This window comes from Nocardioides sp. CER19, assembly GCF_029846275.1.
Classification (GTDB): domain Bacteria; phylum Actinomycetota; class Actinomycetes; order Propionibacteriales; family Nocardioidaceae; genus Nocardioides.
The window spans coordinates 434,556-459,047 of the sequence record NZ_JARVWS010000003.1; the positions used below are offsets into that span (position 1 = coordinate 434,556).

General features: G+C 73.3%; 28 protein-coding genes. 11 read left to right on the top strand and 17 right to left on the bottom strand.

Annotation, left to right across the window (positions count from 1 at the left end):
• Nucleotides 1-10 precede the first annotated feature (10 nt).
• The 15 genes from QDS12_RS17580 to QDS12_RS17650 all read right to left on the bottom strand — a co-directional run bounded on the left by QDS12_RS17580 (nucleotide 11) and on the right by QDS12_RS17650 (nucleotide 11,097).
• Complete coding sequence (locus tag QDS12_RS17580) at nucleotides 11-685, bottom strand: VOC family protein (RefSeq protein WP_279881358.1); 675 nt, start codon at nucleotides 683-685, stop codon at nucleotides 11-13.
• A gap of 303 nt (nucleotides 686-988) precedes the next feature.
• On the bottom strand, nucleotides 989-1,600 hold the full coding sequence (locus QDS12_RS17585; RefSeq protein ID WP_279881360.1) for a hypothetical protein: 612 nt from the start codon (nucleotides 1,598-1,600) through the stop codon (nucleotides 989-991).
• Nucleotides 1,597-1,947, bottom strand: a complete 351-nt coding sequence (locus QDS12_RS17590) for a hypothetical protein (protein WP_279881363.1) — start codon at nucleotides 1,945-1,947, stop codon at nucleotides 1,597-1,599. The genes QDS12_RS17585 and QDS12_RS17590 overlap by 4 nt, the downstream gene beginning before the upstream one ends.
• Nucleotides 1,898-2,770 (bottom strand): slipin family protein, encoded by an 873-nt coding sequence (locus QDS12_RS17595; protein WP_279881366.1) that lies wholly within the window; start codon nucleotides 2,768-2,770, stop codon nucleotides 1,898-1,900. The genes QDS12_RS17590 and QDS12_RS17595 overlap by 50 nt, the downstream gene beginning before the upstream one ends.
• A 154-nt stretch (nucleotides 2,771-2,924) precedes the next feature.
• Nucleotides 2,925-3,185: a hypothetical protein gene (locus tag QDS12_RS17600; RefSeq protein ID WP_279881368.1), complete on the bottom strand. Its 261-nt coding sequence runs from the start codon at nucleotides 3,183-3,185 to the stop codon at nucleotides 2,925-2,927.
• A 42-nt stretch (nucleotides 3,186-3,227) separates the two neighbouring features.
• On the bottom strand, nucleotides 3,228-4,763 hold the full coding sequence (locus QDS12_RS17605) for an acyl--CoA ligase family protein (RefSeq protein ID WP_279881370.1): 1,536 nt from the start codon (nucleotides 4,761-4,763) through the stop codon (nucleotides 3,228-3,230).
• 58 nt (nucleotides 4,764-4,821) lie between these two features.
• Nucleotides 4,822-5,016, bottom strand: a complete 195-nt coding sequence (locus QDS12_RS17610; RefSeq protein ID WP_279881372.1) for a ferredoxin — start codon at nucleotides 5,014-5,016, stop codon at nucleotides 4,822-4,824.
• The gene (locus tag QDS12_RS17615) at nucleotides 5,013-6,257 is read right to left on the bottom strand and encodes an NADH-ubiquinone oxidoreductase-F iron-sulfur binding region domain-containing protein (RefSeq protein ID WP_279881374.1); all 1,245 of its coding nucleotides are present in this window, start codon (nucleotides 6,255-6,257) and stop codon (nucleotides 5,013-5,015) included. Before QDS12_RS17615 ends, QDS12_RS17610 begins: the two co-directional genes overlap by 4 nt.
• Entirely contained in the window at nucleotides 6,254-6,889 is a 636-nt protein-coding gene (locus QDS12_RS17620) for a hypothetical protein (protein WP_279881377.1), read from the bottom strand. Before QDS12_RS17620 ends, QDS12_RS17615 begins: the two co-directional genes overlap by 4 nt.
• Nucleotides 6,886-7,812 carry an FAD:protein FMN transferase gene (locus QDS12_RS17625; protein ID WP_279881380.1) on the bottom strand — a complete coding sequence of 309 codons (927 nt, stop codon included), beginning with the start codon at nucleotides 7,810-7,812 and terminating at the stop codon, nucleotides 6,886-6,888. Before QDS12_RS17625 ends, QDS12_RS17620 begins: the two co-directional genes overlap by 4 nt.
• Nucleotides 7,809-8,156 carry a hypothetical protein gene (locus QDS12_RS17630; RefSeq protein WP_279881382.1) on the bottom strand — a complete coding sequence of 116 codons (348 nt, stop codon included), beginning with the start codon at nucleotides 8,154-8,156 and terminating at the stop codon, nucleotides 7,809-7,811. Before QDS12_RS17630 ends, QDS12_RS17625 begins: the two co-directional genes overlap by 4 nt.
• 145 nt (nucleotides 8,157-8,301) lie before the next feature.
• The gene (locus QDS12_RS17635) at nucleotides 8,302-9,642 is read right to left on the bottom strand and encodes a HAMP domain-containing sensor histidine kinase (protein ID WP_279882199.1); all 1,341 of its coding nucleotides are present in this window, start codon (nucleotides 9,640-9,642) and stop codon (nucleotides 8,302-8,304) included.
• A 5-nt stretch (nucleotides 9,643-9,647) separates the two neighbouring features.
• Nucleotides 9,648-10,337: a response regulator transcription factor gene (locus QDS12_RS17640; protein ID WP_279881385.1), complete on the bottom strand. Its 690-nt coding sequence runs from the start codon at nucleotides 10,335-10,337 to the stop codon at nucleotides 9,648-9,650.
• A gap of 93 nt (nucleotides 10,338-10,430) precedes the next feature.
• Complete coding sequence (locus tag QDS12_RS17645) at nucleotides 10,431-10,691, bottom strand: metal-sensitive transcriptional regulator (RefSeq protein WP_279881387.1); 261 nt, start codon at nucleotides 10,689-10,691, stop codon at nucleotides 10,431-10,433.
• Nucleotides 10,675-11,097: a DUF302 domain-containing protein gene (locus QDS12_RS17650; RefSeq protein WP_279881390.1), complete on the bottom strand. Its 423-nt coding sequence runs from the start codon at nucleotides 11,095-11,097 to the stop codon at nucleotides 10,675-10,677. The genes QDS12_RS17645 and QDS12_RS17650 overlap by 17 nt, the downstream gene beginning before the upstream one ends.
• Nucleotides 11,098-11,193: 96 nt before the next feature.
• On the opposite strand from QDS12_RS17650, the gene QDS12_RS17655 reads away from it, so the two are divergent.
• The 6 genes from QDS12_RS17655 (at nucleotide 11,194) to QDS12_RS17680 (ending at nucleotide 16,210) form a co-directional block, all read left to right on the top strand.
• Nucleotides 11,194-13,335 carry an MMPL family transporter gene (locus QDS12_RS17655; RefSeq protein WP_279881393.1) on the top strand — a complete coding sequence of 714 codons (2,142 nt, stop codon included), beginning with the start codon at nucleotides 11,194-11,196 and terminating at the stop codon, nucleotides 13,333-13,335.
• A 20-nt stretch (nucleotides 13,336-13,355) separates the two neighbouring features.
• On the top strand, nucleotides 13,356-13,739 hold the full coding sequence (locus QDS12_RS17660) for a carboxymuconolactone decarboxylase family protein (RefSeq protein WP_279881394.1): 384 nt from the start codon (nucleotides 13,356-13,358) through the stop codon (nucleotides 13,737-13,739).
• 26 nt (nucleotides 13,740-13,765) lie between these two features.
• The gene (locus QDS12_RS17665; protein ID WP_279881395.1) at nucleotides 13,766-13,930 is read left to right on the top strand and encodes a hypothetical protein; all 165 of its coding nucleotides are present in this window, start codon (nucleotides 13,766-13,768) and stop codon (nucleotides 13,928-13,930) included.
• Nucleotides 13,927-14,151 (top strand): DUF2892 domain-containing protein, encoded by a 225-nt coding sequence (locus tag QDS12_RS17670; RefSeq protein ID WP_279881397.1) that lies wholly within the window; start codon nucleotides 13,927-13,929, stop codon nucleotides 14,149-14,151. Before QDS12_RS17665 ends, QDS12_RS17670 begins: the two co-directional genes overlap by 4 nt.
• Before the next feature lie 269 nt (nucleotides 14,152-14,420).
• Nucleotides 14,421-15,377, top strand: coding sequence for a superoxide dismutase (locus QDS12_RS17675; RefSeq protein WP_279881399.1), 957 nt, complete (start codon nucleotides 14,421-14,423; stop codon nucleotides 15,375-15,377).
• A gap of 2 nt (nucleotides 15,378-15,379) precedes the next feature.
• Nucleotides 15,380-16,210 (top strand): hypothetical protein, encoded by an 831-nt coding sequence (locus tag QDS12_RS17680; RefSeq protein WP_279881401.1) that lies wholly within the window; start codon nucleotides 15,380-15,382, stop codon nucleotides 16,208-16,210.
• Between the two features lie 5 nt (nucleotides 16,211-16,215).
• On the opposite strand, the gene QDS12_RS17685 is transcribed toward QDS12_RS17680, so the two are convergent.
• Both QDS12_RS17685 and QDS12_RS17690 read right to left on the bottom strand, forming a co-directional pair.
• Nucleotides 16,216-16,986: an NAD(P)H-binding protein gene (locus QDS12_RS17685; RefSeq protein WP_279881403.1), complete on the bottom strand. Its 771-nt coding sequence runs from the start codon at nucleotides 16,984-16,986 to the stop codon at nucleotides 16,216-16,218.
• Nucleotides 16,987-17,126: 140 nt separating this feature from the next.
• The gene (locus QDS12_RS17690) at nucleotides 17,127-18,350 is read right to left on the bottom strand and encodes a threonine/serine exporter family protein (protein WP_279881405.1); all 1,224 of its coding nucleotides are present in this window, start codon (nucleotides 18,348-18,350) and stop codon (nucleotides 17,127-17,129) included.
• A 102-nt stretch (nucleotides 18,351-18,452) separates the two neighbouring features.
• Here QDS12_RS17690 and QDS12_RS17695 point away from each other — a divergent pair, with 102 nt between their 5' ends.
• The 5 genes from QDS12_RS17695 (at nucleotide 18,453) to QDS12_RS17715 (ending at nucleotide 24,482) form a co-directional block, all read left to right on the top strand.
• Entirely contained in the window at nucleotides 18,453-19,985 is a 1,533-nt protein-coding gene (locus QDS12_RS17695) for an MFS transporter (RefSeq protein ID WP_279881407.1), read from the top strand.
• Entirely contained in the window at nucleotides 19,982-21,118 is a 1,137-nt protein-coding gene (locus tag QDS12_RS17700) for an aminopeptidase P family protein (RefSeq protein WP_279881409.1), read from the top strand. Before QDS12_RS17695 ends, QDS12_RS17700 begins: the two co-directional genes overlap by 4 nt.
• A gap of 76 nt (nucleotides 21,119-21,194) precedes the next feature.
• Nucleotides 21,195-22,652 (top strand): APC family permease, encoded by a 1,458-nt coding sequence (locus QDS12_RS17705; protein WP_279882200.1) that lies wholly within the window; start codon nucleotides 21,195-21,197, stop codon nucleotides 22,650-22,652.
• On the top strand, nucleotides 22,649-23,098 hold the full coding sequence (locus tag QDS12_RS17710) for a hypothetical protein (protein WP_279881411.1): 450 nt from the start codon (nucleotides 22,649-22,651) through the stop codon (nucleotides 23,096-23,098). Before QDS12_RS17705 ends, QDS12_RS17710 begins: the two co-directional genes overlap by 4 nt.
• A gap of 4 nt (nucleotides 23,099-23,102) precedes the next feature.
• Nucleotides 23,103-24,482 (top strand): dipeptidase, encoded by a 1,380-nt coding sequence (locus tag QDS12_RS17715; protein WP_279881413.1) that lies wholly within the window; start codon nucleotides 23,103-23,105, stop codon nucleotides 24,480-24,482.
• Nucleotides 24,483-24,492 lie beyond the last annotated feature (10 nt).

Consider the following 24,492-nt stretch of genomic DNA (forward strand, 5'->3'; position numbering starts at 1 on the left):
ACGCGTCCGATCAGACCGGCAGCTCGGTGCCGTGGTTCTCGGCGACCATGTAGGCGGCGTACCACTCGGGCCAGTTCGCGTCCTCCTCGCCGGTGCGGGCCTCGTGCTCGCCGTGCGCGGCCGCGGCCCGCTTCAGCGCACCGACCAGGTCGCTCACCGACGCGTACTCGGTGCTGCTGGTCTCGACGCGACCGGGGATCCGGGCGGTGACCTGCTGGAGCAGGAACGTGTTGCCGTCGGGGTCGCGGAAGGTGGCGAAGGAGCCGTAGCTCGCGCCGTCGTCGGCGGGTCCGGCGGCCTGGCCGCCGTCGAGCCGGCCGAACTGCGCTCCCGGCGACTCCGGGTGGAAGACGTCGCTGACCTCGGCGCCGAGGCCGACCAGCTGGTCGTGGGCCGTCTCGATGTCGGAGACGACGAGGTAGATGCCCTCGGCGGTGCCCGGCTGCTGACCGGTGATCAGGGTGCCGAACTGGATCGACGCCGGTGATCCGGGCGGGGTCAGCTGGACGACGCGGAAGCCGTTGTCGAAGCCGAAGTCGGCGTCGAGGCGCCAGCCGAGGTCCTCGTAGAACTTCTTGGACCGGTCGACGTCGGCGACGGGGATGACGACGGCTTCGAGCTTGAGGTCGGCCTTCGAGGTGGCGGCGGTGGCGCCGGTCTCGGGGTCGGTGGCGGTGCTGTTCATGGCTCACTCCTCGGGGTGGGGCGGGGATCGCCTTGTCACCACCGAGCGTGCCTGCAGGAGGGGGCCGTCGACCAGAGGGGTTTCGGACTCAGTGCGACCCGGGGATGCGCGGCTTGGTGGTGGCCACCGCCGGGCGCGGGCGCACCGGGCGCGGCGTCGGCTTCGACGGAACCTTCGGATGGCTCATCGCTGGAACCCCTCTCGTGCTCGGCAGCCGGACAGGATTCGCCTTCTTCCCCTTCACGATGCTCGCCGGCAGACGGCTCAGGCGGGACCTCGCACGGCGAGTCTCGAGCCGGCCGGTCACTCCGTCGGCGGCGGCGCGAGGCCCGCGTCGGCCAGCTCCAGCGTGGCCAGCCTGCGCACCACCTCGGCGTCCCGCTCGCGCCACCGCCCCGCGGGGTCGTCGCTGATCCGGGCCAGCACGTGCAGCGGCTGGTTGGCCAGCGCGCGCAACGCGAACAGGTCGAGGTCGGCGGCCGAGTCGACGAGCCGCTGGCCCGCCGCCGCGCGCCGGAAGAACCGCACACGTGCCGGGACGTAGAACGCCACCACGAGCAGGATCGGCACCAGCGCGGTGGCAAGGGCCAGCCAGAACGCGAGCGTGTCGACCGCATCGACCTGGCTCCGCCCCGCCTGCGCCAGCCGACCCGCGGCCGCGCCGGCACCGTTGAAGGGACGGCTCGCGTCGTCCCCGACCACCGGCAGCCCGCCGACCGAGTCGGCCGCGTGGTGCAGCTGGGCGGCCAGGTCCCCGGCGGAGGAGTCGATCCGGCGCCCGGGAACGGCCAGCCGCTCGGTCGCGTGGTGCACCTGCGCCGCCAGCCAGATCCAGACGACCAGCCACACGACCAGCAGGAGGTCGCCGACGATCTGCGTCGTGCGACGGGACGGGAGGTCGGCGTACAGCTTCACCCCCGCCCGTGACCGCTTCGGACCGCGGACAAACGTGAGCGGCGGAGCCCCGACCGCTCCGGACCGCCGAGCAGCCGGCGCGCGAGGAACACGTGGAAGCGGGTCGCGAGCAGCGGATCGTCGACGTGCACCCGCTCGTGGACGTTCGCGCGAGCTGCGCCATGGCGACCGCACGCGCGGCCGGCCTGGTACGCGACGAGCTCGCAGTCCACGCCGGCGTCGCGGGGGTAGCTGCACAGGTGGGCGGCGGCCCGCGTCTCGTCGCCCGGAGGGTTGGTGGTGTCGAGCCGGATCAGGTCACGCGTCGGCGCGACGACCTCGCTCGACAGGACGCCGGACTCCGTCATCGGTCGCCGGTGCCCCGTCGGGCTCACGCGCGCTCGGCACGCTCGGGCGTACGGGGGCCGGCTCGCCGGTCGCGACGGCCTCGAAGTACCGCAGCATCTCCACCGGGAAGGGCAGCACCAGTGTCGAGTTCTTCTCTGCGGCCACCTCGACCATCGTCTGGAGCAGCCGCAGCTGGAGCGCGGCCGGCGTCCCCGACATGGTGTCGGCGGCCTCGGCCAGCTTGCGGGACGCCTGGAACTCGCCGTCGGCGGTGATGATGCGCGACCGGCGCTCGCGCTCGGCCTCGGCCTGCCGCGACATCGAGCGCTTCATCGACTCGGGCAGCTCCACGTCCTTGATCTCGACCCGGTCGATCATGATGCCCCACGGCATCGCGGGGCTGTCGAGCATGAGCTCCAGGCCCTGATTGAGCTGCTCGCGGTTGCACAGCAGGTCGTCGAGCTCGCTCTTCCCGATGATCGACCGGAGCGAGGTCTGCGCGACCTTCGCGATGGCCTGGGCGTAGTCCTGGACCTCGATGACAGCCTTCACGGGGTCCATCACCCGGTAGTAGACGACGGCGTCGACCCGGACGGTCACGTTGTCGCGCGTGATGCCGTCCTGGGCGGGCACGGTCATCGTCACGACCTGCATGTTGACCCGCTTCAGCCGGTCGACGACCGGGATGATCGCGGTGAGGCCGGGCTCCCTCACCTCCGGCAGCACACGGCCGAGCCGGAAGACGACCCCGCGCTCGATCTGCTTGACGACGCGGGCGGTGGCCGCGAAGGCCACTCCTGCGAGCAGGACCGCGATCACCAGAATGCTCAGCACCACGTCCACGGCGACTCCCTAGCGGGACGAGTTTCACTTTCCAGCGTACGTCCGTTGCACGAAATGAGCGCCGGTGGAGTTCACGGATCCGATCGTGGGCCGGCCCCCCGACGCGCGGGGCGTCCGGGGGCCGGCGTACGAGCCTCAGGTCAGTCGGCGGCCGCTAGAGCAGCCCCTTCACCGACCGTGTCTCGCCGTCGCGGTCGACGACCAGCTTGGCGCCGTCGGCGTTGTCGAGGTACTCGCGGACGACCGGGAGCTCCAGGCCGGTCGCCGACGCGATGGCGGTGTCCGGGACGGAGGCGATCCGCTGGCCGAAGCCGCCGGCCGGCAGGTCGTCGCCGGCGCTGCCCTGCGCTTGCAGGAGGAGCTCCTGGATCGTCGTGTAGAGGTCGTCGGTCGTGGCGTCGAGATCGCTCGTCATGAGGACTCGGTACCCGCTGCCCGAACCTTCATGGTCGTGACGTCAGTCTCGGACCCGGCTGCGCAGCACGTTCTTCTGGACCTTCCCCGTCGAGGTCTTCGGCAGGTCCGCGAACTCGATCCGTCGGGGCACCTTGAACCCGGCGATCCGCTCCCGCACGAACGCCCGGAGCTCGTCGGCGTCCACGACCACGCCGTCGCGGAGCGTGACGAAGGCGACCGGCACCTCGCCCCACGTCTCGTCGGGCGCGCCGACGACCGCGCACTCCAGCACGGCCGGGTGCTCGTCGAGGACGCGCTCGACCTCGACGGAGGCGACGTTCTCCCCGCCCGAGATGATGACGTCCTTGCGGCGGTCGCGGATCTCGACGTAGCCGTCCGGGTGCATCACCGCCAGGTCGCCGGTGAGGAAGCAGCCGCTCCGCGTGACCGCTGCGGTCGCCTCCTCGTCGCGGTAGTAGCCGAGCATGACGTCGTTGCCCCGGGCGGCGAGCTCGCCGACCGTCTCGCCGTCAGCCGGTACGTCGTCGCCGTCGGCGTCCAGCACGCGGAGCGGCCGCGCGATCAGGTTGCCGATGCCCTGGCGCGCCCGCAGCCGGTCGCGCTCGGACGTCCCGAGGGCGTCCCACTCGGGCTGCCACTCGTTGATGGCGACCGGCCCGAACGTCTCGGTCAGCCCGTAGAGGTGGGTCACGTCGAGGCCGAGCGGGCCGAGCCGCCCGATCAGGGCGGGCGACGGGGGCGCACCGCCGACGTCGACGTGCACCCGGTGGTCGAGCGGCGCGGCGGCCGGGTCGGCCGCGATCATGGCGAGGACCGTGGGCGCACCGCTGAAGTGAGTCACCCGCTCCTCGCGGAGCTGCCGCCAGATCTCGCCCGCGTCGACGGCCCGCAGGCACAGGTGGGTCCCCCCGGCCCCGGTGACCGCCCAGGTGAAGCACCAGCCGTTGCAGTGGAACATCGGCAGCGTCCACAGGTAGCGGGCGCCCGGCCCGAGACCGGCGTGGTAGGCCATGGCGACGGCCTGCAGGTAGGCGCCGCGGTGGTGGTACATCACGCCCTTGGGCCGCCCGGTCGTGCCGGAGGTGTAGTTGAGCGCGAGCAGGTCGCGCTCGTCGACGTCCACCCGGTCGGCGGGGTCCGCGTCGGCCGCGTCCAGCCAGGCGTCGTAGGCATCCTCGACGACGAGCGCGATCCCGAGGTCGTCGGCGAGCGCCCGCGCCGTCTCGGCGAGCTCGGCGGTCGCCACCAGCAGCCGCGCGCCCGAGTGCTCGAGCACGTAGCGCATCTCGGCCCGGCTCAGCCGGATGTTGACCGAGACGAGGACGCCGCCTCGGGCCGGCACGGCGTGGTGCAGCTCGAGCATCACGTGGCTGTTCGCGCACAGGGCGGCGACCCGGTCCCCCGGCTCGATCCCCGCCCGCGCGAGCGCGCTAGCCAGCCGTCCACAGCGGTCGGCGAGGTCGGCGTAGGTCAGCCGGACGGCTCCGTCGACCACCGCGACCCGCTCGCCGAACACGGCCGCCGAGCGGTCCAGGAGCGACGCCGGCGTGAGGGGCGCGAACGTGAAGTCAGCCATGTGCCCAGCGTGCCGCAGAGTCGTGCCCAGCGTGCCGCAGAGTCAGGGCGCGCCGCCCCTACTCACGCTCGAGCCGCAGCGCGAGCGCCGGACAGGTGGCGACGGCGCGACGGGCGTGCCGCATCGTCTCCCGCGGCACCGTGCGGTCGTGGAGCACCGGGTAGCCGCCGGCGTCGGAGCCGATGTTCTCCGGCAGCAGGAGGGCACACATGCCGTGGCCGTCGCAGCGGGTCCAGTCCACCTCGATCCTCATGAGTGGAGTCCGTCCAGGGGCAGGACGCCGAGGTAGGGCCGACCGCAGCCGCCGCGCTCGGCGTGGACGAGGAGCTCCTCGGTCATGCTGGCCAGGGCGCTGCCCACGAACGCGGCCGTGCCGTCGGGGTGGGCGCAGGCGCCACGACCGACGAGGCCGCGCAGGCGCGCCGTGACGTCGGGGGCGGGGCGCCCGCGCAGGAGCGCCGCGACGTCCTGGGCCACGGCGTGCGTGCCGAAGAGGCACGGCCCGCACTGCCCGGCCGACTGCGCCGCCAGCCACGAGCTGACGGCGGCCACCTCGGCCAGGGCGCAGCCGCCCTCGGGGAGGCGGGCGATGACGCCCGCGTTGAGCGGGACGCCGGCCTCGCGCAGCAGCGGTCGGGTCGCCCTCAGTCCGCTGGTGTCGGCGATCCAGCGGCCGTGGTATCCACCCACGAGGACCGGACCGTGGACGCCGTCGGGGCGGAGCAGTGCGTCGAGCGGCAGCCCCGTCGGCACCTCGACGACGCCGGGAACGGGCACATCGCCGGCCACGGTCAGCAGGGTGGTCCCCGGCTCGCGCGGGTCGCCGACCCCGGTGAAGCCACGGACACCGAGGGAGACCAGCAGGGCGATCTGTGCGAACGTCTCGGCGTTGCTGGCGAACGTCGGCGCGCCGTGCAGCCCGCGGTCCGACGGGAGCGTGCGGCGCCCCGGCGGCACGGCCGCCCGTCCCTCGAGGCCGTTGAGCAGGGCCCTCACCTCGCCGGCGACGAAGCGGTCCTGCTGCAGCCGCACCACCACCCGCTCGGGGTGGGGTTCGAGTCGCCGCCGCTCCTGCAGGGCCTGCGCGAGCGATGCGTGCGCGGCCGCGTCGTGCACCGCGATCGTGACGCGGCGGGTCCCCAGCGCGCGGGCGACGACGAGCGCTCCGTCGATGACGAGGTGGGGTGCGACGGTCATCAGCGTGCGGTCCTTGTGGCTGGCGGGCTCGCTCTCCGAGCCGTTCACGACCACCTCGACCGACGACCCGGTCCGCATGGCGGCCAGCTTGGTCGACACGGGGAACGCCGCTCCGCCGCGACCGAGCAGGCGCACGGTCGCCGTCTCGGAGACGAGGACACCCTGGGTGCGGTGCTGCTGCGGGCCGTGCAGGGTCCGGTGCAGCGCGAGCTCGGCGCGACCGCCATGGGTGACGCCGGCCAGGAGCCGCGCCGAGCCGTACGCCGTCGGGGTGGCCGGGGCCTGCAGGGCGGTCATGAGCTCCTCCCGGTGTGCGTGAGCTGCCGGTCGGCGGCTCGGCGCACCCGGAGCATCTGGCGGCGGACCGCCAGCGGTCCGCCCGAGTGTCGCTGCTCGGCGCTGAGGCGGGTCCAGACGGCCACCAGGACGGCCAGTGCCGAGCCGGCGTAGAGCCACCACGCCCAACGCGTGGTCGTGTCGGTGCCGGCCAGGAGGCCGTGGGCCATCGCCAGCGGCCAGGCGGCGTAGGCGAGCGCGTGGACCGGCCGCCAGCGCCGCACGGCCCACGCCGAGCCGGCGAGCCGTCCCCGCAGGGCTCCGCTGAGCGCGACCACGGCGAAGCAGTAGACGGCCAGGGTGCCCAGCCCGACCGCCAGGCCGCGGTAGCCGGCCGTGAACGGCACGAGCGCGCCCGGCACCGAGATCGCGACGTGGCGGTCGAGGATCAGCAGCACGGCGTGGAGCGCCAGGAGGGCCAGGGTCACCACGGCCGCGGAGCGGTGCGCGAGCTGCAGCAGGAGCCGGGTGTCACGGCGCCGCAGGCGCGTCGCCGGCGAGGAGCCCGAGGCGATCGCACCCAGGCACACCGCGGTGGTCGCGCCGAGCAGGGCCATGAACCCCGCCGCCCGGGCGAGGAACCACAGCGTCATGCGGCACGCTCCTCGACCGGCCAGGTGCCGACCCTCCGCACGCTCCCGCTGCGGTCCACCAGTCGGGCGGACACACCGGCGCGCTCGAGCCGCAGGGCTGCGGCCGCTCCCCAGACCAGTGCGGCCGTGCTGAAGGTGTTGGCGAGGACGCAGCTGCGCGCCCAGACGGCGGCCGTGCGCAGCGGGCCGTCCGTGGGCCGTCCGGTGCGCGGGTCGATGACGTGGTGGGCGTCGCCGGATGCGGTACGCCAACGGCGCTCGAGCGTCGAGGAGGTGGCGAGGCCGCCGTGGGTGACCCCGACGACCTCGCCAGGACCGCCCGCGACCTCGGCGACCCGCACCGGCCAGGGCGCGTCGGCAGGTCCGGCGACCGCGACGTCTCCCCCGATCTCGACCAGGGCCGGGTACCGATGCCGGGCGGCCACCCGGCGGGCGGCCTCGTCGGCCGTCCACGCCTTCGCCGTCGCCCCGAGGTCGAGGCGCAGCCCGCGACCGACACCGACGCGACCGAGGCTCCGGTCGACCGTGACACGCCGCCAGTCGGCCGGCGCTCCCTCGACGCCGGCCGACGGCGGACATGCCCCACGGCGGCGGACGACGTCGATGTCGTCGTCGTATCCGCAGGCCGCGACCTGGTGACCGACCGTCGGATCGACGGCTCCGTCGGTGCTCCGGGCCGCGTCGAGGGCGGCTTCGACGAGCGTCAGCGCGAGTGGTCCGACCGGCAGCAGCCGCGGCGCGGCGTCGTTGACGACCTGCACCTCGGAGTCCGCCCTGAAGCGGCTCGCCGCCCGGTCGACGTCGGCCATCAGGGTCGCCACGATCGCGGCGGCATCGTCCACCACCGCTTCCGTGACCGGCTCACCCTGCCCGACCAGCACGCGCACCGTGCAGGACCAGTCGCGCCAGCTGCGCTCGCTCATGACGCGTGCGTCCCGCTCTGGGGCTGGCTGTTCGACGGCGCGGGGACCACGCCGGTGCTGCCGCCGGCCGACGAGCCCCGGTGGGAGTGCTGGGGCCGGCTCGGCGTCGGCGTGGTCGAGCTGCCGGACGGCGAGCTCCCCGACGTGCCGCCGGTGCCAGGACCGCCGTTGCCAGCCGTGCCACCAGACCCGCCCGAGCCGCCCGAGCCGCCCGAGCCGCCGGTGACGGTGGCGTGCGAGGCCGCGGCGGTCAGCGCCGCCGTGCCGGCCGCCGCCGCGACGACGATCCCCGCGGTGGCCACGCGGGCTCGGCGGAGGAGTCGACGGCGAGGGGTGTCGTACATGCCGTCCACGGTGCCGCCGACCGGCTCAGACGTTCCGGAACGGGCTCTCAAATCGAGGTCAAATCGACCTGTGCCGCACCCGTCAGCACCGGCCGCACGGCTCCGTCAGGGGCCGTCAGGGGCCGTCAGGGGCCGTCAGGGGCCGTCAGGAACGTCCGAGGAGCAGGCGGACCACCGTCCAGCCGTCCTCACGGCCCACCTCGAGGCTCCCGCCGCTCGCCTCGGCACACGCCCGCGCGATGTCGAGCCCGAGCCCGGTCGAGCCCCGGTCGCTGCGCCCTCGGTGCACCGCGCCGTCGGGGATGCCGGGCCCCTGGTCGCGCACCTCGAGCCGGACCGGTGCTCCCCGGCCGCTGCCCTCGTCGAGGAGGACCGAGATCGACACGCCCTCCGGCGTGTGCGCCATGGAGTTCTCCAGCAGGGCGTCCACGGCCGCCCGCAGGTCGTCGGCCGAGCAGTGCACCTGCACCGGGTGGTCCGGCAGCGCGAGCGTCACCGTGCGCCCCTGGTCCTCCGCGAGCGGGCGCCAGAAGTCGACCTGCTCGCGGACGACCTCGGTCGCGTCGCTGCGCGGTCGGACGCCTTCGCGCTCGGGGCGGCGGGCCGCCCTGATGACGGCGGTCAGGGTGCGCTCGAGCTGGTCGAGATGGAGCTCGAGCTCGTCCGTGCGCTCCGACGGCGGCAGCGCCTCGACGTCGAGGCGGACCGCCGTGAGCGGCGTCCGGAGCCGGTGGGAGAGGTCCGCGACGGTCTCGCGCTCGGCGGCGAGCAGGTCGCCGATCCGGCCGGCGAGCCGGTTGAGCGCGGCGGAGACGCGGCGCACCTCGGACGCCACCCGGTCCTCGGGTGCGCGCGCCGAGAGGTCGCCCTCCCCGAGCCGATCGGCCGCCGCGGCCGTCTCGTCCAGGTCGCGGACCAGGCGGCGGCTCACCACCTCGGCGGCGGCCGCCGCGAACAGGAGCAGCACGGCCGCCGCGACGCCGAGCCACAGGATGCGATCCACGGCGCGGCTGCGCTCCTCCTCGGCGGAGCTGTAGGCGAGGACGACGACCGGCCCGTCGGACGTCGTGGCTCGCACGCTGACCAGCTGGCCGCCGCCGACCTCGTGGAACTCCGGCTCGGACACGGGCATCAGCCCGTTGTCGTCATCGGTGTCAGCATGCTCCTCGGGCACCCGCTGGTCGGACTCGTGCGGCGCGCCGGCCGGCAGATCGGCGCCGAGCCGGGTGCCGTCGGGCAGGAGCACGGCGACCCGCGCCCGCTCGCTCCGCGCGTTCAGCCGGTCGACGTACGCCTCGAGGGTCTGGGGTTGCGCGGTTCCGGCACTCACGTAGTCGGCGACGCCCCGGGCCGCGGCGACCGCGCCCTCACGGTTCTCCTCTGCCGCCGACCGGTCGAGCAGCAGCCACAGCGGGATCGCGAAGAGCACCATCACGCTGGCAGCGGCTCCCACGGCCAGCGTGAGGATCCGCTGGCGCAGGCTCATCGCACTCACGAGCCCTTCGGGTCGACGAGCTTCACGCCGACTCCTCGAACGCTCACCAGGTAGCGCGGCGCGGCCGCCGTCTCCCCCAGCTTGCGACGCAGCCACGAGAGGTGGACGTCCACGGTCCTATCGGCGCCGCCCCACGGCATCTGCCAGACCTCCGCGAGCAGCTGCCGCTTCGTCACGACCTCTCCGGACCGGGAGGCCAGCGCGAAGAGCAGGTCGAACTCCTTGCGGTTGAGCGTCAGCTCGCGATCCTCGAGGAGGGCGGTCCGGGACACCGGGTCGACCACCAGGTCACCGACGACGACTCGGGAGTCCTGCTGGGCCACCGGCGTGGCGCGGCGCAGCACCGCCCGCACCCGGGCCATGACCTGCGCGGCCGAGAACGGCTTGATGAGGTAGTCGTCCGCCCCCGCGTCGAGCAGGCGCACGATCTCGCGCTCGTCGTCGCGAGCGGTCGCCACCACGACCGGCAGGTCGCTGCCGGCCCGGATGAGCGCCAGTACGTCGGAGCCGTCGAGGTCCGGCAGGCCCAGGTCGAGCACGACGGCATCGGGACGTTCGCTCGACACGGCCTTGATCGCCTCGACGGCCGAGGCGACGGGCACCACGGTCGCGCCGTGCTCACCCAGTCCACGGGCGAGGGTGCGCCTGATGTCGGGGTCGTCCTCGACGAGCAGGAGGCGCACCATGCCCGCCACGCTACTGCCGCGCGCCGGCCAGCGGTCCCCCGGCGAGACCTCAAATCGGCCTCAAATGACCCGCAGCCCGAGGCGCCGCGGTGCTCAGGCCAGGGCGAGGAAGAGCTTCTCCATCTTCTTGGTGTCGACGCTGTCCGGACCGCCCTCGGTGAGGCAGCGCTCCAGGCCGGTCGCGACCAGCGCGTAGCCACCACGGCTGATCGCCTTGTTGACGGCGGCGAGCTGGGTCAGCGCGTCCTCGCACTCCGTGCCGTCCTCGAGCATCCGGATGACGGCGGCCAGGTGGCCGTTGGCGCGCTTGAGGCGGGTGATGATCGCCTTGGTCTCGTCAGGCTCGAGCCGCATCGGTGTCCTCCAGTCCAGCGGTCAGGGCCTTCATCATCCCGGAGAGCCGGTCGCGCGCCTCGGCGGCGACGGTCGCGAGCCCGGGCGCGTCGCTGAAGGTCGTCATGACGGCCGGATCGAGCACCTCGACCCGGGTCGCGTTCCCCTCCGCTGCGACCACGACGTTGCACGGCAGCATCGTCGCGAGCCGCGGGTCCGCCTGCAGGGCCTGGTGCGCCAGCTGCGGGCGGCACGCGCCGAGGATCACCTGCGGCGGGATCTCCACCTCGAGCTTGGCGCGCAGTGTCGCCTGCAGGTCGACCTCGGTCAGGACGCCGAAGCCGGCGTCGGCCAGCAGCGCGCGCACCCGGTCGACGGTGGCGTCGTAGGGCGCCGGGACGGTCGCGGTCAGCGTGAAGTCAGTCATCTCGATCCTTTCGTCGGTGTCGATTGTACATCCCCCCGGGGGGATACGTAGGCTCCGTGGACATATCCCCCCGGGAGGTTAGGAGAGGAGATGAGAATGACCACCACCACGACCATCACCACGGCGACGTCGACGCCAGGACTGCTGGGCCGCCTCGGCCTCGCGGTGTTGCGGCACGCCCGCGCGACCACGGTGATCTGGCTGCTCGTCGTGATCGGCCTCGGCGCGTTCGCGCCCCAGGTCGAGAACGCGCTCTCCGGTGCGGGCTGGCAGGCCAGCGGCTCGGAGTCGGTGAAGGCTCGCGAGCTCGCGCAGGCCCACTTCGGCGGCAACGCCAGCTCGGCACTCCAGGTCGTCGTCCACAGCGACGACGCACCGCTCTCCTCCCCCGCGGGTCAGCGCGTGATCGACGACGTCACCGCGACACTGCAGGGCGACCCGCGGATCAGCGGGGTGATCGCCCCCCAGCCGGGGGCGACCCTCAGCCAGGACGGCCGCACCGCGGTGGTCCTCGGTGGCGCCGGCGCCGACACCAACGACATGGTGCGCGCTGCCGTGGACCTCAAGAAGCCGCTCACCGGCCTGTCCGGCGACGGCATCGAGGTCACGCCCACCGGAGCCTCGCAGCTCTGGGCGGACTTCAACGCCGCGAACCTCGAGGCGATGATGAAGTCCGAGATGATCTCGTGGCCGGTGACGCTGGCCATCCTGGTGCTCGCCTTCGGCGCCCTGGTCGCGGCCGGGCTGCCCCTCCTGCTGACCCTGGCCGGGCTGGTCGCGTCCGCCGGCTCGCTGGTGCTCATCAACCAGCTCGTGCCGGTCTCCATCTGGGCGATGAACTTCGCCATGATGTTCGCGCTCGCGCTCGGCATCGACTACGCGCTCTTCCTGGTCGTCCGCTTCCGCGCCGCCCGCGCCGTGCCCGGCACGACCCGCGAGCGCGCCATCGCCGAGACGATGGACACCGCCGGCAAGGCCGTGCTGCTCTCCGGACTGACCGTCCTCGTCTCGCTGTCGGCGGTCGAGATCGTGCCGTCGCCGTCGTTCCGGTCCATGGCCGGCGGCATCATGCTGGCCGTCGTCTTCGTCCTCGCCGCCACGCTCACGCTGCTCCCGCTGGTGCTGGGCAGGCTCGACCACCGGATCAACAAGCTCGCGCTGCCGTGGTCGCGCACCAGCGCGCACCGGTCCCCGCGGTTCGAGGCGTGGGGACGGCGGCTCTGGCAACGTCCGATCGCGTACGGCGGTGCGGCGCTGATCGTTCTCGTCGCGCTCGCCGCGCCGATCGTCGGGCTGCACACCGCGATGCCGTCGATCAAGGTGCTGCCGTCCGACGCGCCCGCCCGAGTCGGTTACGACCGCGTCCAGGAGGCGTTCGGCCCCGGCGCGCCCGGCATGCTCCAGATCGTCGCCCCGGCGGCCACGGCAGGCGCGGCGCAGCAGGTGGCCGCCGCCGACCCTGGAATCGCCGCCGCGATGCCGCCGGCGCCGGCAGCCGACGGGTCGGCGTACGCGCTGGTCCAGGCCATGCCGAAGGTCGACCCGTCCGCCCCCGAGCTCGCGCAGACGGTCGATCGGCTCCGTGCCGATCTGCCCGACGGGGCGCTCGTCGGCGGAGCCGCGGTGGAGAACCTCGACCTCAAGGCGCAGCTGGACAGCTCGACGCCCTGGGTGATCGGCATCATCCTCGGCCTCGGCTTCCTCCTGCTCCTCGTCGCCCTGCAGGCGCCGTTGATCGCGCTGCTCGGCACGCTGGCCAGCCTGCTGTCGACCGCCGCGGCGTTCGGCGTCGCTCGGCTGGTCTTCCAGGAGGGCCACCTGTCCGGCCTGTTCGGCTTCGAGCCGCAGGGCTTCCTGGACGCCTGGGCGCCGGTGTTCTTCTTCGCGATGATCTTCGCGATCGCGATGGACTACACCGTGTTCCTGCTGGCCTCGGCCAAGGAGCACTGGGAGAGGTCGGGCGATCCGCGCGAGGCCATGGTCGGCGCCGTGGCCCACTCGGGCCGCGTGATCTTCGCCGCGGGCGCGGTGATGGTCGCCGTCTTCTTCACGTTCTCGCTCTCGGGCCCGCTGCCGCCCAAGGAGATGGGCGTGATCCTCGGCATCGCCGTGCTGCTCGATGCCTTCCTCGTCCGCCTCGTGCTGCTGCCGGTGCTGCTCCGGCTCACCGGCCGCGCCGCCTGGGCCGCCCCGACCTGGCTGCGCCGGGTCCTGCCCACCATCCGCTTCTCGCACTGACACCCGAAGGAGTCATCCCCATGACCGACACCCACGCATCACCGCACGGCAAGGCCGTCCTGCGCGAGGTCGCGCCGCTGCACCGCAACCTGCGGCACGCCATCCCGGACGTCTACCGCGGCTTCGGCGAGCTCTCCCAGGCCGCCTTCGCCGACGGCGCGCTCGACCGGAAGACCAAGGAGCTCATCGCCCTGGCGATCGGCGTCGTGGAGGGCTGCGACGGCTGCGTCGCCTCCCACGGCCAGGCCGCCGCACGCGCCGGCGCCACCCGCCAGGAGGCCGCCGAGGCCATCGGCGTCACGTTCCTCATGCACGGCGGTCCCGCCACCATCCACGGCGCCCGCGCCTACGACGCCTTCTGCGAGTTCGCCGACGCCCTCGAGGCCGGCGAGCAGCCCTCCTGACCCGCCTCTCGAAAGGAGACACCGAGATGTGTCGACCCGTCCGCTGCAAGACCTGCGGCAAGACCACGTGGGCCGGTTGCGGCCAGCACGTCGCCTCCGTCAAGGCCGCCGTGCCCGCCGACCAGTGGTGCCCCGGCCACCCGAAGTCCGAGCAGAGCGGCGGCTTCCTCGGCCGCCTGCTGGGACGGTGAGCGCGACGATGAACGGCTACAACCTCGACCGGGGCGTCCTGCTCATCGCCGGCCTGGTCACGCTCGCCAGCGTCGTCCTCACGGTGGCCGTCTCCCCGTGGTGGCTGCTGCTGACGACGTTCGCAGGGCTCAACATGCTGCAGGCGAGCGTCACCGGGTTCTGCCCGGCCGCGCTCGTCCTCAAGCGCTGCGGCGTGCGGTCGGGCTGCGCGTTCCGGTAGAGCTCGAGCGGTCGGCCGGTGGTGGTCGCCAGCGAGCGGCACCCTGCCGCACCGCATCCTCACGGGTCCCGATCGAGCTGAGGCCAGGGCGCTTGGTCGCCGACCGGAGGACCAAGGACCCTCGGCCGGTGGATACCCGGATGGGGTGACGACGCGCTGACATTCCGCGCCGGCCGGGGCTAGCGTGGCGGACGACCCAGCCAGCACAGCGTCGGCGCGACCGGAGCACCGCAGCGGTCGGGGTCGGCGCGTCACCCCCGGGAGCTTCCATGATGGGATTCTCCGTCCGCGCCGCGGGCCTGGCCGGCCTGCTCGCCCTCGCGCTGGTCTCGCCGGCCGACGCCCAGCACCACCAGTCACCGCAGCCACGCCACGACCGCCACGCCGGCGCCACGTTCCCCGACCACCTGGACCTGCCGGACGGGTTCCAGCCGGAGGGCATCACGATCGGCCGCGGCCCGACCGCCTGGCTGGGGTCGCTCGTGGACGGCGACGTCTACCGGCTCGACCTGCGCACGGGCACGGGAGCAGTGGTCAGCCAGGGCCCGGGCACGCCCTCGGTCGGGCTCAAGATCGACCGACGCGGCCGGCTCTTCGTCGCGGGCGGCCCGACCGGCAGCGGCCGCGTCGTCGACAGCCGCACGGGCGCGGTCGAGGCGACGTACCAGTTCACGACCGCCAGCAGCTTCGTCAACGACGTCCTGCTCACCCGTCGGGTCGCCTGGTTCACCGACTCCGACCAGCCCCAGCTCTACGGCGTCCGGCTGGGCCGCCACGGCAGGCCGGCCGCGCACGCCTTCACCCTTCCCCTCGGCGGCGACTGGGTCCAGGGCGCCGGCCTGGGCGCCAACGGCATCACTGACACCCCGAACGGCCGGGCGCTGCTCGTCGTCCACACGACGAGCGGCCTGCTCTACCGGGTGAGCCCGCGGACCGGCGTGGCGACCGTCGTCGACCTCCACGGGGCGTCGGTCACCGACGGCGACGGCCTGCTCCGCATCGGCCGCACGCTGTACGTCGTCCGGAACTTCGACAACGAGGTCGACGTCGTCCACCTCGACCGGAGCGGCCGCAGCGGCCGCGTGGTGCGGACCCTCACGAGTCCGGACTTCGACGTTCCGACGACCGTCGCTGCCTTCGGCCGGTCGCTCTACCTGCCCAACGCCCGGTTCTCGACGACGCCGGACGCGACCACGCCGTACTGGGTGACGCGCATCGGGAGGTAACGGTGAGCGGGGACGAGGAGATCCTGCAGATCGGACGTCCGGAGCCGGAGGGGTCCGAGCGCAGCCTCGTGCGGCGTCACCGGACCCGGCTCGGCGCGGGCGTGGCCGCCGTCGCGCTCGCCCTCGGCGCGCTGGCCTGGACCACCGTCGGCCCACGCACCCAGCACGAGGAGCCGCCTGGTCCGGTGCCCCGGCCGGCGGCGGTCGTGCGGCTGGAGGCCGGCGCGCTCCCCCACCTCGCCGTGCCGGTCACCTTCCCGGCCTCCTCCGTGCTCGTGCGGGTGGAGCCCGGTGCCGGCGGCGAGGTGGCCCGGTTCAACCAGGTCCAGGACCTCGCCGGCGTCACGATCCTCGAGAACGTGGTCCCGGTCGTGGACGAGGCCGGACGGCGGGATCCGACCGCAGGACGCACCGCCCGGCCGATGGCGCGGTGGCTGGCGCATCGGCCCTACCTCGTCGACACCCACGTCGACCCGGTCACCGTCGGCGACCTGCGCGGCTGGCGCGTCACGAGCGACCTGGTCCCGCGGCTGAAGAGGTCCGATGACATCCCCTTCGTCCCCGGCGAGCTGCCGCTGCGGATGCCGCCCGTGCTCCGCGCCGGCACCGCGTTCGCGAGGTTCGGACCGGCGGTCGGCGACATGACGTTCGTCGACGTGCCGGGCGCCGGTGTGGTCGCGATCTGGACGTGGAGCGCCCGCGGCGACCTCAGGGCCGCGACCGGTCCGGAGCTCCGGGCGTTCGTGGGCGCGCTCCGCTTCGACGTCAGCGGTCACGGGCTGGGTGCCGGGTGTTCCGGCGACCGCGGGCACCGCGCGGAGGAGCGCGCGTAGGGCGGTCAGTCGGTGCCGGCGTACTCGCGGGCGAGCCACTCGTCGAACGTGCCACCCGCGATCAGCGCGCCGGGCGGCGCCTGGAGCGCCCCGCCGCGGACCTTGCGGCCGGCCTCGCCGGGGAGCCACACCGGTAGCACGCGCAGCTTCTGGCCGCGTGCCTGGGCGGTACGTCGGACCAGGTCGGCGAGCAGCTGCTTCTCGGGGCCGGCGATGTCGACCCGCACGCGGTCACCCTCGAACTCCGCGCCGGCCAGCGCGACGAGCTCGTCGGCGACCGCGTCGACATCGACGGTCTGGACGGGTTGCTTGGGGCACGGCAGCACCCCTGCCTTCGCGACCCAGTCGATCAGCTGGCCGGCGAAGCCGTGGAACTGCGTCGCGCGCAGGATCACCGTCGGCACCGGACCGGCCTCGGTCGCGGCCTCCTGGGCGTTCTTGCCCTCGTAGTGGGCGAACGCCGCACCGCCGAGGCCGTCGATCCCGACGATGGAGAGCGTGATGATCCGCCGAACGCCGGCGACGGCACCCGCCGCCTGGAGGTTGCGCGCCACGGCGCCGAAGAACGCGACGTACTCCTCCGGCTTCTTCGCCACGACCGACGTGACGTCGATGACGACGTCACAACCCGCGAGCGCTGCGTCGAGGCCGTTCCCGGCAACGAGGTCCACGCCCTCGGAGCGTGCCAGCACGACGACCTCGTCGCCACGAGCGCGCAGCCGCTCGACCACCCTGCTTCCGACCAGGCCGGTGCCACCGGCTACCGCGATCTTCACGCCGCGACGCTAGCGGAGAGGCGAGCCCTTCGGTCCGCATTTATCGCACCGTGAGCACCACCGTGACCCGCTTCGACGTGGTGCCCGATCGGTACGCCGGCGCGCGAACGGGTGCGGCACAGGGCCCCCGGCTCCCCCGTTCACTGGTGCGGGCGAGCGGCCCCCGTCGGCCGCCACCAGTCGGTGACGAGGACGCCGAGAGCCAGGGCCAGCGCGACCGTAGGGACCTGGAGGCCGAAGTCGGCCAGGTTCTGGATGCCCGAGACGACGTCACCCCCGAACATCGCCGTCACCCCTCGTACGCCGAGCCCGCCGACCGTCAGCACGAAGAAGCCGCCGAGCACCAGGATCAGACGGGGCGGGGCGGCGTCGACCCGGTCGACCAGGTTGGCGAACGCGCCCAGGACTGCGCCGGCGACCAGGGTCCCGACGACCGACCCACCGAGCCGGGTGGCACCGTCCTGGAGCACGTAGGTCGCGATCACGCTCGGCACGAGCCAGACGAACACGAGCGGCTCGGCGTTGAAGGCGAGCACCAGGCCGCCGGCGAAGACCACCCAGCCGGCCAGCAGGACGACGTAGGGAAGCGCGGGCTCCGGAAGTGTCTCGCTCAGCGCGTCCACGTGACCCGTCACGCCGGCCCCGGCGACGATCCCGACCACGATGAGCCCGAGGACGAACAAGGCGAGCACGAGCCGGACCGCACCGGCCGTCAGGTTGCCGGTGAGCAGCTCCCCGGCGGCCGCCGACAGCGTGTCGCCGGGCACGGTGATGAACAGAGCGGGGATCACGAGCAGGGTCACCCCCGTCGTGGCCGACAGATCGGACAGCACGGTGAGGCCGAGGACCGTCACCGCGAACGCCCCGATGAACGGCACGAGGCCCTCCGCGCGGGTACCGCCGGCACCGACCACCAGCAGGCCCATCAGGAGCCCGAGGAGGCTGGCCGCGCCCACCTCCTGCCAGGACGCCACGACGCTCGGGGCGAACCCCGCCGCGAACATCGCGACGCCGAGCGCACGCACCCACCAGGGCCACCGCGGCCGCTGTGCCTCGACCCCGTCGAGCAGCGCACACGCGTCGGCGGCCGGCATCCCGTCCTCGATGCGGGCGAGCGCACGCTTCAGCGCGGCGACCTGGTCGAGCCGGAAGACACCGGGTGCGGCCCGGACGACGGCCGAGCGCGCGCGGCCGGGGCACTCCTCCTGGAGCACCACCTGCTCCGGAAGGACGACGAGCACGATCTCCGTGCCGTAGGGCGCGGCCGCGCGCCGGACGAAGCGCTCCAGCCTCTCGACGCCCTCGGCGCTCGAGGCCAACGCGAGCCGGGCGACCCGCACCGCCACGTCGAAGCCGTCTGCCACGGGCCCAGGCTGGCGGCCCAGGAGCCTCGTCCATGTCGCCCGATTCGGGTGAAGGGACCGCCTCTCGGCCGGCCTTACTTTCGGACGCGTGGGAGGCCTCGGATGAGCACGGCCACCGCCGCCGATCGGGCCGGCGGTGTGCTGGCGGCGACCTGCCTCTCGACGCTGGTCGTCAACGCGAACACCTCAGCCGTGAGCATCCTGCTGCCGGCGATCAGCGACGACACCGGCATGTCGGTGAACACCCTGCAGTGGGCCGTCACCGGTTACTCGCTGGTCGGCGCGGCCGTCATCATCACGTCCGGATCGCTGGGCGACGTGTTCGGCCGCAAGCGGATCTTCCAGCTGGGGCTGACCCTCTTCGTCGTCTCGTGCGTCCTGATCGCGCTGGCCCAGTCCGGTGGCATGGTGATCGCCGGCCGGGTCATCCAGGGCGCCGCCGGGGCCACGATCCTCGCCTGCGGCCTCAGCCTGCTCTCGGTCGCGACGACGGGCGACGCCAACCTGCGTGCCGTCTCCCTGTGGGGGGCTGCGGCCGCCGTCGGTGCCGCCGCCGGACCCCTGGTCGGCGGTGTCCTCGTCGACCTGACCGGGTGGCAGGGCCTGTTCTGGATCGATGCCGGCATCGCCGTCCTGTGCATGCTCCTCACCTACGTCAAGGTGGCGGAGTCGCGAGATCCCGAGGCGCCCCGGTCCATCGACTACCTCGGCAGCGTGCTGATCGCGCTCACCCTGATGCCGCTGATCCTCGGCATGACCAAGAGCGGCGACTGGGGCTGGATCTCCGCGCCGACCCTCGGCTGCTTCGCCATCTCGGTGGTCGCTGCCTTCGGCTTCGTGCAGGCCGAGCGCCGGGTGGCCGCCCCGCTGCTCGACCTGGGCCTGCTGCGCAACCGGGTGCTGGTCGGCTCGACCATCGCGATCCTGATCGGGGCGGGCACCATCAACGGGCTCATGTACCTGCTGAGCCTCTACTTCCAGGAGCCCGCCACGCTCGGCTTCTCGCCGCTCCAGGCCGGCCTCGCCACCCTGCCGGCGACCGTCGGCCTGGTGGTGGTCGCTCCCCTCGTGCCCAAGCTCGCCCACCGCTGGGGCGGGCGGCAGACCATCGGAGCGGGGTTCGCACTCACGACCGTGGGCTTCGTCGCGATCGGCGTCGTCGACTCCTCGTGGAAGTACCTCGCGTTCCTGCTGCCCCTGCTGGCGATCGCCGTCGGGATGGGGCTGTCCAACGGGCCGTCGTCGGCGGCGGCCACCGCGTCCGTGCCTGCACAGCAGGTCGGTGAGGCGTCGGGCGTCTCCAACATGGCCAGGTACGTCGGCGCGGCCGTCGCGACCGCGCTCGCGGCGACGATCTACGGGACGGTGACGGCCAACCACGTCGACGACGGTGCGTCCCAGGCGAACGCCCTCGCGTCCGGCCTGGGGGCCGCGTCGTGGGCGATGGCGGTGTTCAGCGCGCTCGGCCTGCTCCTTGCGATCCTCGTCATCGTCCGGCACCGCACGCCGCGCGGCACGATCGGCGACTCGGCCGCTGCGGCCGCCGCCCACCTGCACACCCTCCCCACCACCGCCGCAGCGTCGGCGACGCCCGGTCGCGCTGCACCCGTCGACCGCGCCGGAGAGATCCCGTGAGCACCGGCGAGCACCCCGCCGCGGTGCCGTTCACCACGGCCGACTACGCCGCGCGAATGGCGCGGGTCGTCGACGAGGGCCGCACCGCCGGGCTCGACGGCGTCCTCGTGACCCCGGGGCCTGACCTGGTCTGGCTCACCGGCTACCAGCCGACCGCGATCACCGAGCGCCTGACGATGCTTCTCCTCACCACCGACCGCGAGCCGACGCTGCTGGTCCCGACGCTGGAGCGGCCCGACGCCGAGGCGGCGGAGGGCACGCCGGCCACGACGGTCGCCGACTGGCCGGACGGCGTGGACCCCTACGACGTGGCGCAGGCGCTGCTCCGCCCGGACGGCAGCTACGGCGTCTCGGACAACGCCTGGGCGATGCACCTGCTCGGCCTCCAGGCAGCCCTCCCCGCCACGCGCTACCAGTCGTTGACCCAACGGCTGCCGATGCTGCGGGCGGTGAAGGACGACAACGAGCTGGCGCGGCTGGCCGCCGCCGGTGCGGCCGCCGACGCCACCTATGAGGAGATCCTGGGCGTTCCGTTCGGCGGGCGCCGCGAGTCGGAGGTGGCCGCCGACCTGGCCGACCTGCTGCGAGCCCACGGCCACGAGCAGGTCGACTTCACCGTCGTCGGATCCGGCCCCAACGGGGCCAACCCGCACCACGAGGCCGGCGAGCGGGTCATCGAGGAGGGCGACTGCGTGGTGCTCGACTTCGGCGGCCTCATGTTCGGCTACGGCTCCGACACCAGCCGCACCGTGTGCGTCGGCGAGCCCACCGCGGAGATCCGCGAGGTCCACGACGTCGTGCGTGCCGCCCAGCAGGCGGGCGTCGACGCGGTCCGCCCGGGTGTCGCGTGCCAGGAGGTCGACCGGGCGGCGCGGCGCCTCATCACCGAGGCGGGCTACGGCGACCGGTTCATCCACCGCACGGGGCACGGCATCGGGGTCACGACCCACGAGCCGCCGTACATGATCGAGGGCGAGGAGCAGCCCCTCGTGCCGGGCATGTGCTTCTCGGTCGAGCCCGGGATCTACCTCGCCGGCCGCTTCGGCGTGCGCATCGAGGACATCGTGGCCGCCACCGCCGACGGCGGTCGCCGCCTCAACAACACCGACCACGGCCTCCGGCTCGTGGAGTGACAACCCTTCCGAGGAGGTCCGAGATGCGACAGCACACCGGTAGTGACCGCGTAGGGCGGGTGACCCCGTGAGCGCGATGGACCTGCCCGCCGACGGCGCCAGCGCGCCCGTCGTCCCGAAGGCCAAGGCAGCCGCCGCCACCCACTGGATCTCCTGGGTCGCCCTGGCGATGATGACGACCAGCTCGGTGGCGAGCCTGCGGGCCGCGCCGACGATGGCCGTCTACGGGCTCGCCTGCGTCTTCCTCTACCTCCTCCCCGCGATCGTCTTCCTGCTGCCGACCTCCCTGGTGTCCGCCGAGCTCGCGTCCGGCTACGACGGCGGCGTCTACAACTGGGTGTCCCAGGGGATCTCCAAGCCCATGGGCTTCCTGGCGGTGTGGTGCCAGTTCGCGATGACGATCTTCTACTACCCCAGCCTGCTGGGCTTCGTCGCGAGCACGCTCGCCTACGTCATCAACCCAGCCCTGGCCACGAGCGGGGTGTGGACAGCCCTCGTCATCGTCGTCGTCTACTGGACGGGCGTCTGGGTCTCCGCGCGCGGTACGTCGGGCGTCGCCGGCCTCGCCAGCATGGGGCTGATCATCGGCACCCTGATCCCGGGTGTCGTCCTCGTCGTGCTCGGCGTCGTGTTCCTCGGGCAGGGCAACACCTCGGCGGCGCCGATGGACTCCAGCCACCTGTTGCCCGCTTGGGCCGGGCTCTCGAGCCTCGTGCTGATCGTCAACAACTTCCTGTCCTACTCCGGCATGGAGATGAACGCCGTCCACGTGGGCTCGCTGCGCAACCCCGGCAAGGAGTTCCCCAAGGCGATGTTCCTGGCCATGGGGATGGTCCTCCTGATCTTCATCCTCCCGGCGCTCGCGATCAGCTGGATCGTGCCGGGCGACCAGCTGTCGCTGACCGCCGGCGTGATGCAGGCGTTCGACGCGGTGTTCGCCGAGTTCAACACCCAGTGGCTGACGCCGATCTTCGGCATCATGCTGGTGGCCGCCTCGCTGGGCGGGATGCTGACCTGGCTCGCGGGCCCCTCGAAGGGTCTGCTCATGATCTCCCGCGAGGAGGGCTACCTGCCGCCCTTCCTGCAGGCCCTCAACAAGCACGGCGTGCAGCAGAACATCCTGGTCGCCCAGGGCATCGTCACCACGGTGATCGCACTCGGCTACGCGCTGATCCCCGACGTCTCGAGCGCCTACTGGATCTTCTCGGTGATCACGACGCAGGTCTACCTGATCATGTACCTGCTGATGTTCGTCGCGGCGGTCCGGCTCCGACGCAACGACCCCGACCATCCACGCGGGTTCAAGGCGCCGTGGCTCGTCGGCCTGTGCGTGATCGGCTTCGTCGCCTCGCTCGCCGCGCTCCTGATCGGGTTCGTCCCCTCGTCGCAGTTCGGTGGGGGCAGCACCTGGCTCTACGTCCTCATCGTGGGCGGCGGCGCCCTCGGGCTCGGGCTGCTGATCCCGTTCCTCTTCTACCGGCTGCGCAAGCCGTCCTGGAAGCAGGCTCCGGCGGCGGAGGTGAACCAGTCATGAGTGACGACGGCATCGGGATGTTCCACCGCCACAACGCGGTGGCCTACTGGATCGCCGGAGGGCTGGTCCTGGTCCTCATCGTGATCGGGCTGTTCGCCTACCGGGGTGCCAAGGAGAACCAGGCCGCCCAGGACAAGGCCGGCCAGCTCATCTCGCTGCTCCAGCAGAAGGGGGTGCAACGGCTGCCGTCGCAGGACCAGGTCGCCCGGGTCCTCGGCGACGACGGCGGTGCCGTGTGCCACGACCCCGCCCACGCCCTGAGCAAGGCCACCCTGTTCTCGATGATCACCAACGGGGCCTCCGGGCCCGGGCTGCGTCCGGTGATCACCGACAGCCGGCTGCTGCGCGGCCAGCTGGCCGTCATCAGCGTCTACTGTCCGGACGAGCTCGACGCGGTACGGAAGCTCGTCGACGACCTCAAGACCCGCGACGTCGTGAGGAGCTGATCGCGTGGGCATCGAGGAGAGAGTGGCGGAGCAGATGCCACGGATGCGGCAGGAGCTCGCCGAGCTGGTCGCGATCCCGTCAGTGGCCGACCCACGCCAGTTCCCCGCCGAGGAGTGCGCGCGGGCGGCCGACTGGGTCTCGGCGGCCTTCCGCGAGCTCGGCTTCGCCGACACGGCGCTCCACGAGACCGCCGACGGCAGCAAGGCGGTGGTCGGGTCGCGGCCGTGCTCGCGCCCGGACGCGCCGACGATCCTGCTCTACGCGCACTACGACGTGCAGCCTCCGCTCGACGCCGAGGCGTGGCGCACGCCGCCGTTCACCCTCACCGAGGTGGACGGCCGGTGGTTCGGCCGCGGCACGGCCGACTGCAAGGGCAACATCCTCATGCACCTCACGGCCCTCCGGGCCCTCGGCGACGACATCCCGGTCAACCTCAAGCTCGTCGTCGAGGGCTCGGAGGAGCAGGGCACCGGCGGGCTCGAGGACTTCGTGCCCAAGAACGCCGACCTGCTGCGCGCGGACACGATCCTCGTCTGCGACACCGGCAACGCCGCCGTCGGGGCGCCGGCCGCGACGGTGAGCCTGCGCGGGATGGTCAACGTCGTCGTGCACGTCGACGCGCTGCCGGGCGAGCTGCACTCGGGCATGTTCGGCGGACCGGCCCCGGACGCGCTCGCGGCGCTGCTCTCGATGCTGACGAGCCTGCGGGACGAGCACGGCGAGACCACCGTCCACGGACTCCCGCACGACCAGACGTGGAGCGGGGCGCCGTACGACCCCGACGCGTTCCGGCGGGACGCGGGCCTCGGTGAGGGCGAGAGCCTGCTCGGGACCGGCACGGTCTCCGACATGCTCTGGGCGCGTCCGGCGCTCACCGTCCTGGGCATCGACTGTCCACCGGTGGTGGGCTCGAGCGCGGCGATCGTGCCGCGCGCCAGCGCGCGTCTCAACCTCCGCATCCCGCCCGGCACCGAGGCTGCCGAGGCCGAGTCCGCGCTGCGCAGCCACCTCGCGGCAGCCGCGCCCTGGGGGGTGGCCGTGAGCGTGGAGACCGAGGCGACCGGGAGCCCGTTCCGTGCCGACACCTCCGGGCCGGCCTACGACGCGATGCGTGCGGCCATGAGGGAGGCGTACGGCCGGGACATGGTGCTGCTCGGGCAGGGAGGGTCGATCCCGCTGTGCAACGTCTTCGCCGACACCTACCCCGATGCCGAGCTGATCCTGATGGGCGTCGAGGAGCCGCAGTGCCTGATCCACGCGCCGAACGAGAGCGTCGACCCGACCGAGATCGAGCGACTGGCCGTCGCCGAGGCCCTGTTCCTGCGGTCCTACGCGAACGCCGGCACCGCCGCCGTCGCCGCCGACCCAGCGACCTCCCCGTGACGACGCGGTC

Coding starts and splice junctions, on each gene's coding strand:
- QDS12_RS17580 (WP_279881358.1), bottom strand. CDS start 685: ATGAACAGCACCGCCACCGACCCCGAGACCGGCGCCACCGCCGCCACC.
- QDS12_RS17590 (WP_279881363.1), bottom strand. CDS start 1,947: ATGACGGAGTCCGGCGTCCTGTCGAGCGAGGTCGTCGCGCCGACGCGT.
- QDS12_RS17600 (WP_279881368.1), bottom strand. CDS start 3,185: ATGACGAGCGATCTCGACGCCACGACCGACGACCTCTACACGACGATC.
- QDS12_RS17605 (WP_279881370.1), bottom strand. CDS start 4,763: ATGGCTGACTTCACGTTCGCGCCCCTCACGCCGGCGTCGCTCCTGGAC.
- QDS12_RS17610 (WP_279881372.1), bottom strand. CDS start 5,016: ATGAGGATCGAGGTGGACTGGACCCGCTGCGACGGCCACGGCATGTGT.
- QDS12_RS17615 (WP_279881374.1), bottom strand. CDS start 6,257: ATGACCGCCCTGCAGGCCCCGGCCACCCCGACGGCGTACGGCTCGGCG.
- QDS12_RS17620 (WP_279881377.1), bottom strand. CDS start 6,889: ATGACGCTGTGGTTCCTCGCCCGGGCGGCGGGGTTCATGGCCCTGCTC.
- QDS12_RS17625 (WP_279881380.1), bottom strand. CDS start 7,812: ATGAGCGAGCGCAGCTGGCGCGACTGGTCCTGCACGGTGCGCGTGCTG.
- QDS12_RS17630 (WP_279881382.1), bottom strand. CDS start 8,156: ATGTACGACACCCCTCGCCGTCGACTCCTCCGCCGAGCCCGCGTGGCC.
- QDS12_RS17635 (WP_279882199.1), bottom strand. CDS start 9,642: ATGAGCCTGCGCCAGCGGATCCTCACGCTGGCCGTGGGAGCCGCTGCC.
- QDS12_RS17640 (WP_279881385.1), bottom strand. CDS start 10,337: ATGGTGCGCCTCCTGCTCGTCGAGGACGACCCCGACATCAGGCGCACC.
- QDS12_RS17645 (WP_279881387.1), bottom strand. CDS start 10,691: ATGCGGCTCGAGCCTGACGAGACCAAGGCGATCATCACCCGCCTCAAG.
- QDS12_RS17650 (WP_279881390.1), bottom strand. CDS start 11,097: ATGACTGACTTCACGCTGACCGCGACCGTCCCGGCGCCCTACGACGCC.
- QDS12_RS17655 (WP_279881393.1), top strand. CDS start 11,194: ATGACCACCACCACGACCATCACCACGGCGACGTCGACGCCAGGACTG.
- QDS12_RS17660 (WP_279881394.1), top strand. CDS start 13,356: ATGACCGACACCCACGCATCACCGCACGGCAAGGCCGTCCTGCGCGAG.
- QDS12_RS17665 (WP_279881395.1), top strand. CDS start 13,766: ATGTGTCGACCCGTCCGCTGCAAGACCTGCGGCAAGACCACGTGGGCC.
- QDS12_RS17675 (WP_279881399.1), top strand. CDS start 14,421: ATGATGGGATTCTCCGTCCGCGCCGCGGGCCTGGCCGGCCTGCTCGCC.
- QDS12_RS17695 (WP_279881407.1), top strand. CDS start 18,453: ATGAGCACGGCCACCGCCGCCGATCGGGCCGGCGGTGTGCTGGCGGCG.
- QDS12_RS17705 (WP_279882200.1), top strand. CDS start 21,195: ATGGACCTGCCCGCCGACGGCGCCAGCGCGCCCGTCGTCCCGAAGGCC.
- QDS12_RS17710 (WP_279881411.1), top strand. CDS start 22,649: ATGAGTGACGACGGCATCGGGATGTTCCACCGCCACAACGCGGTGGCC.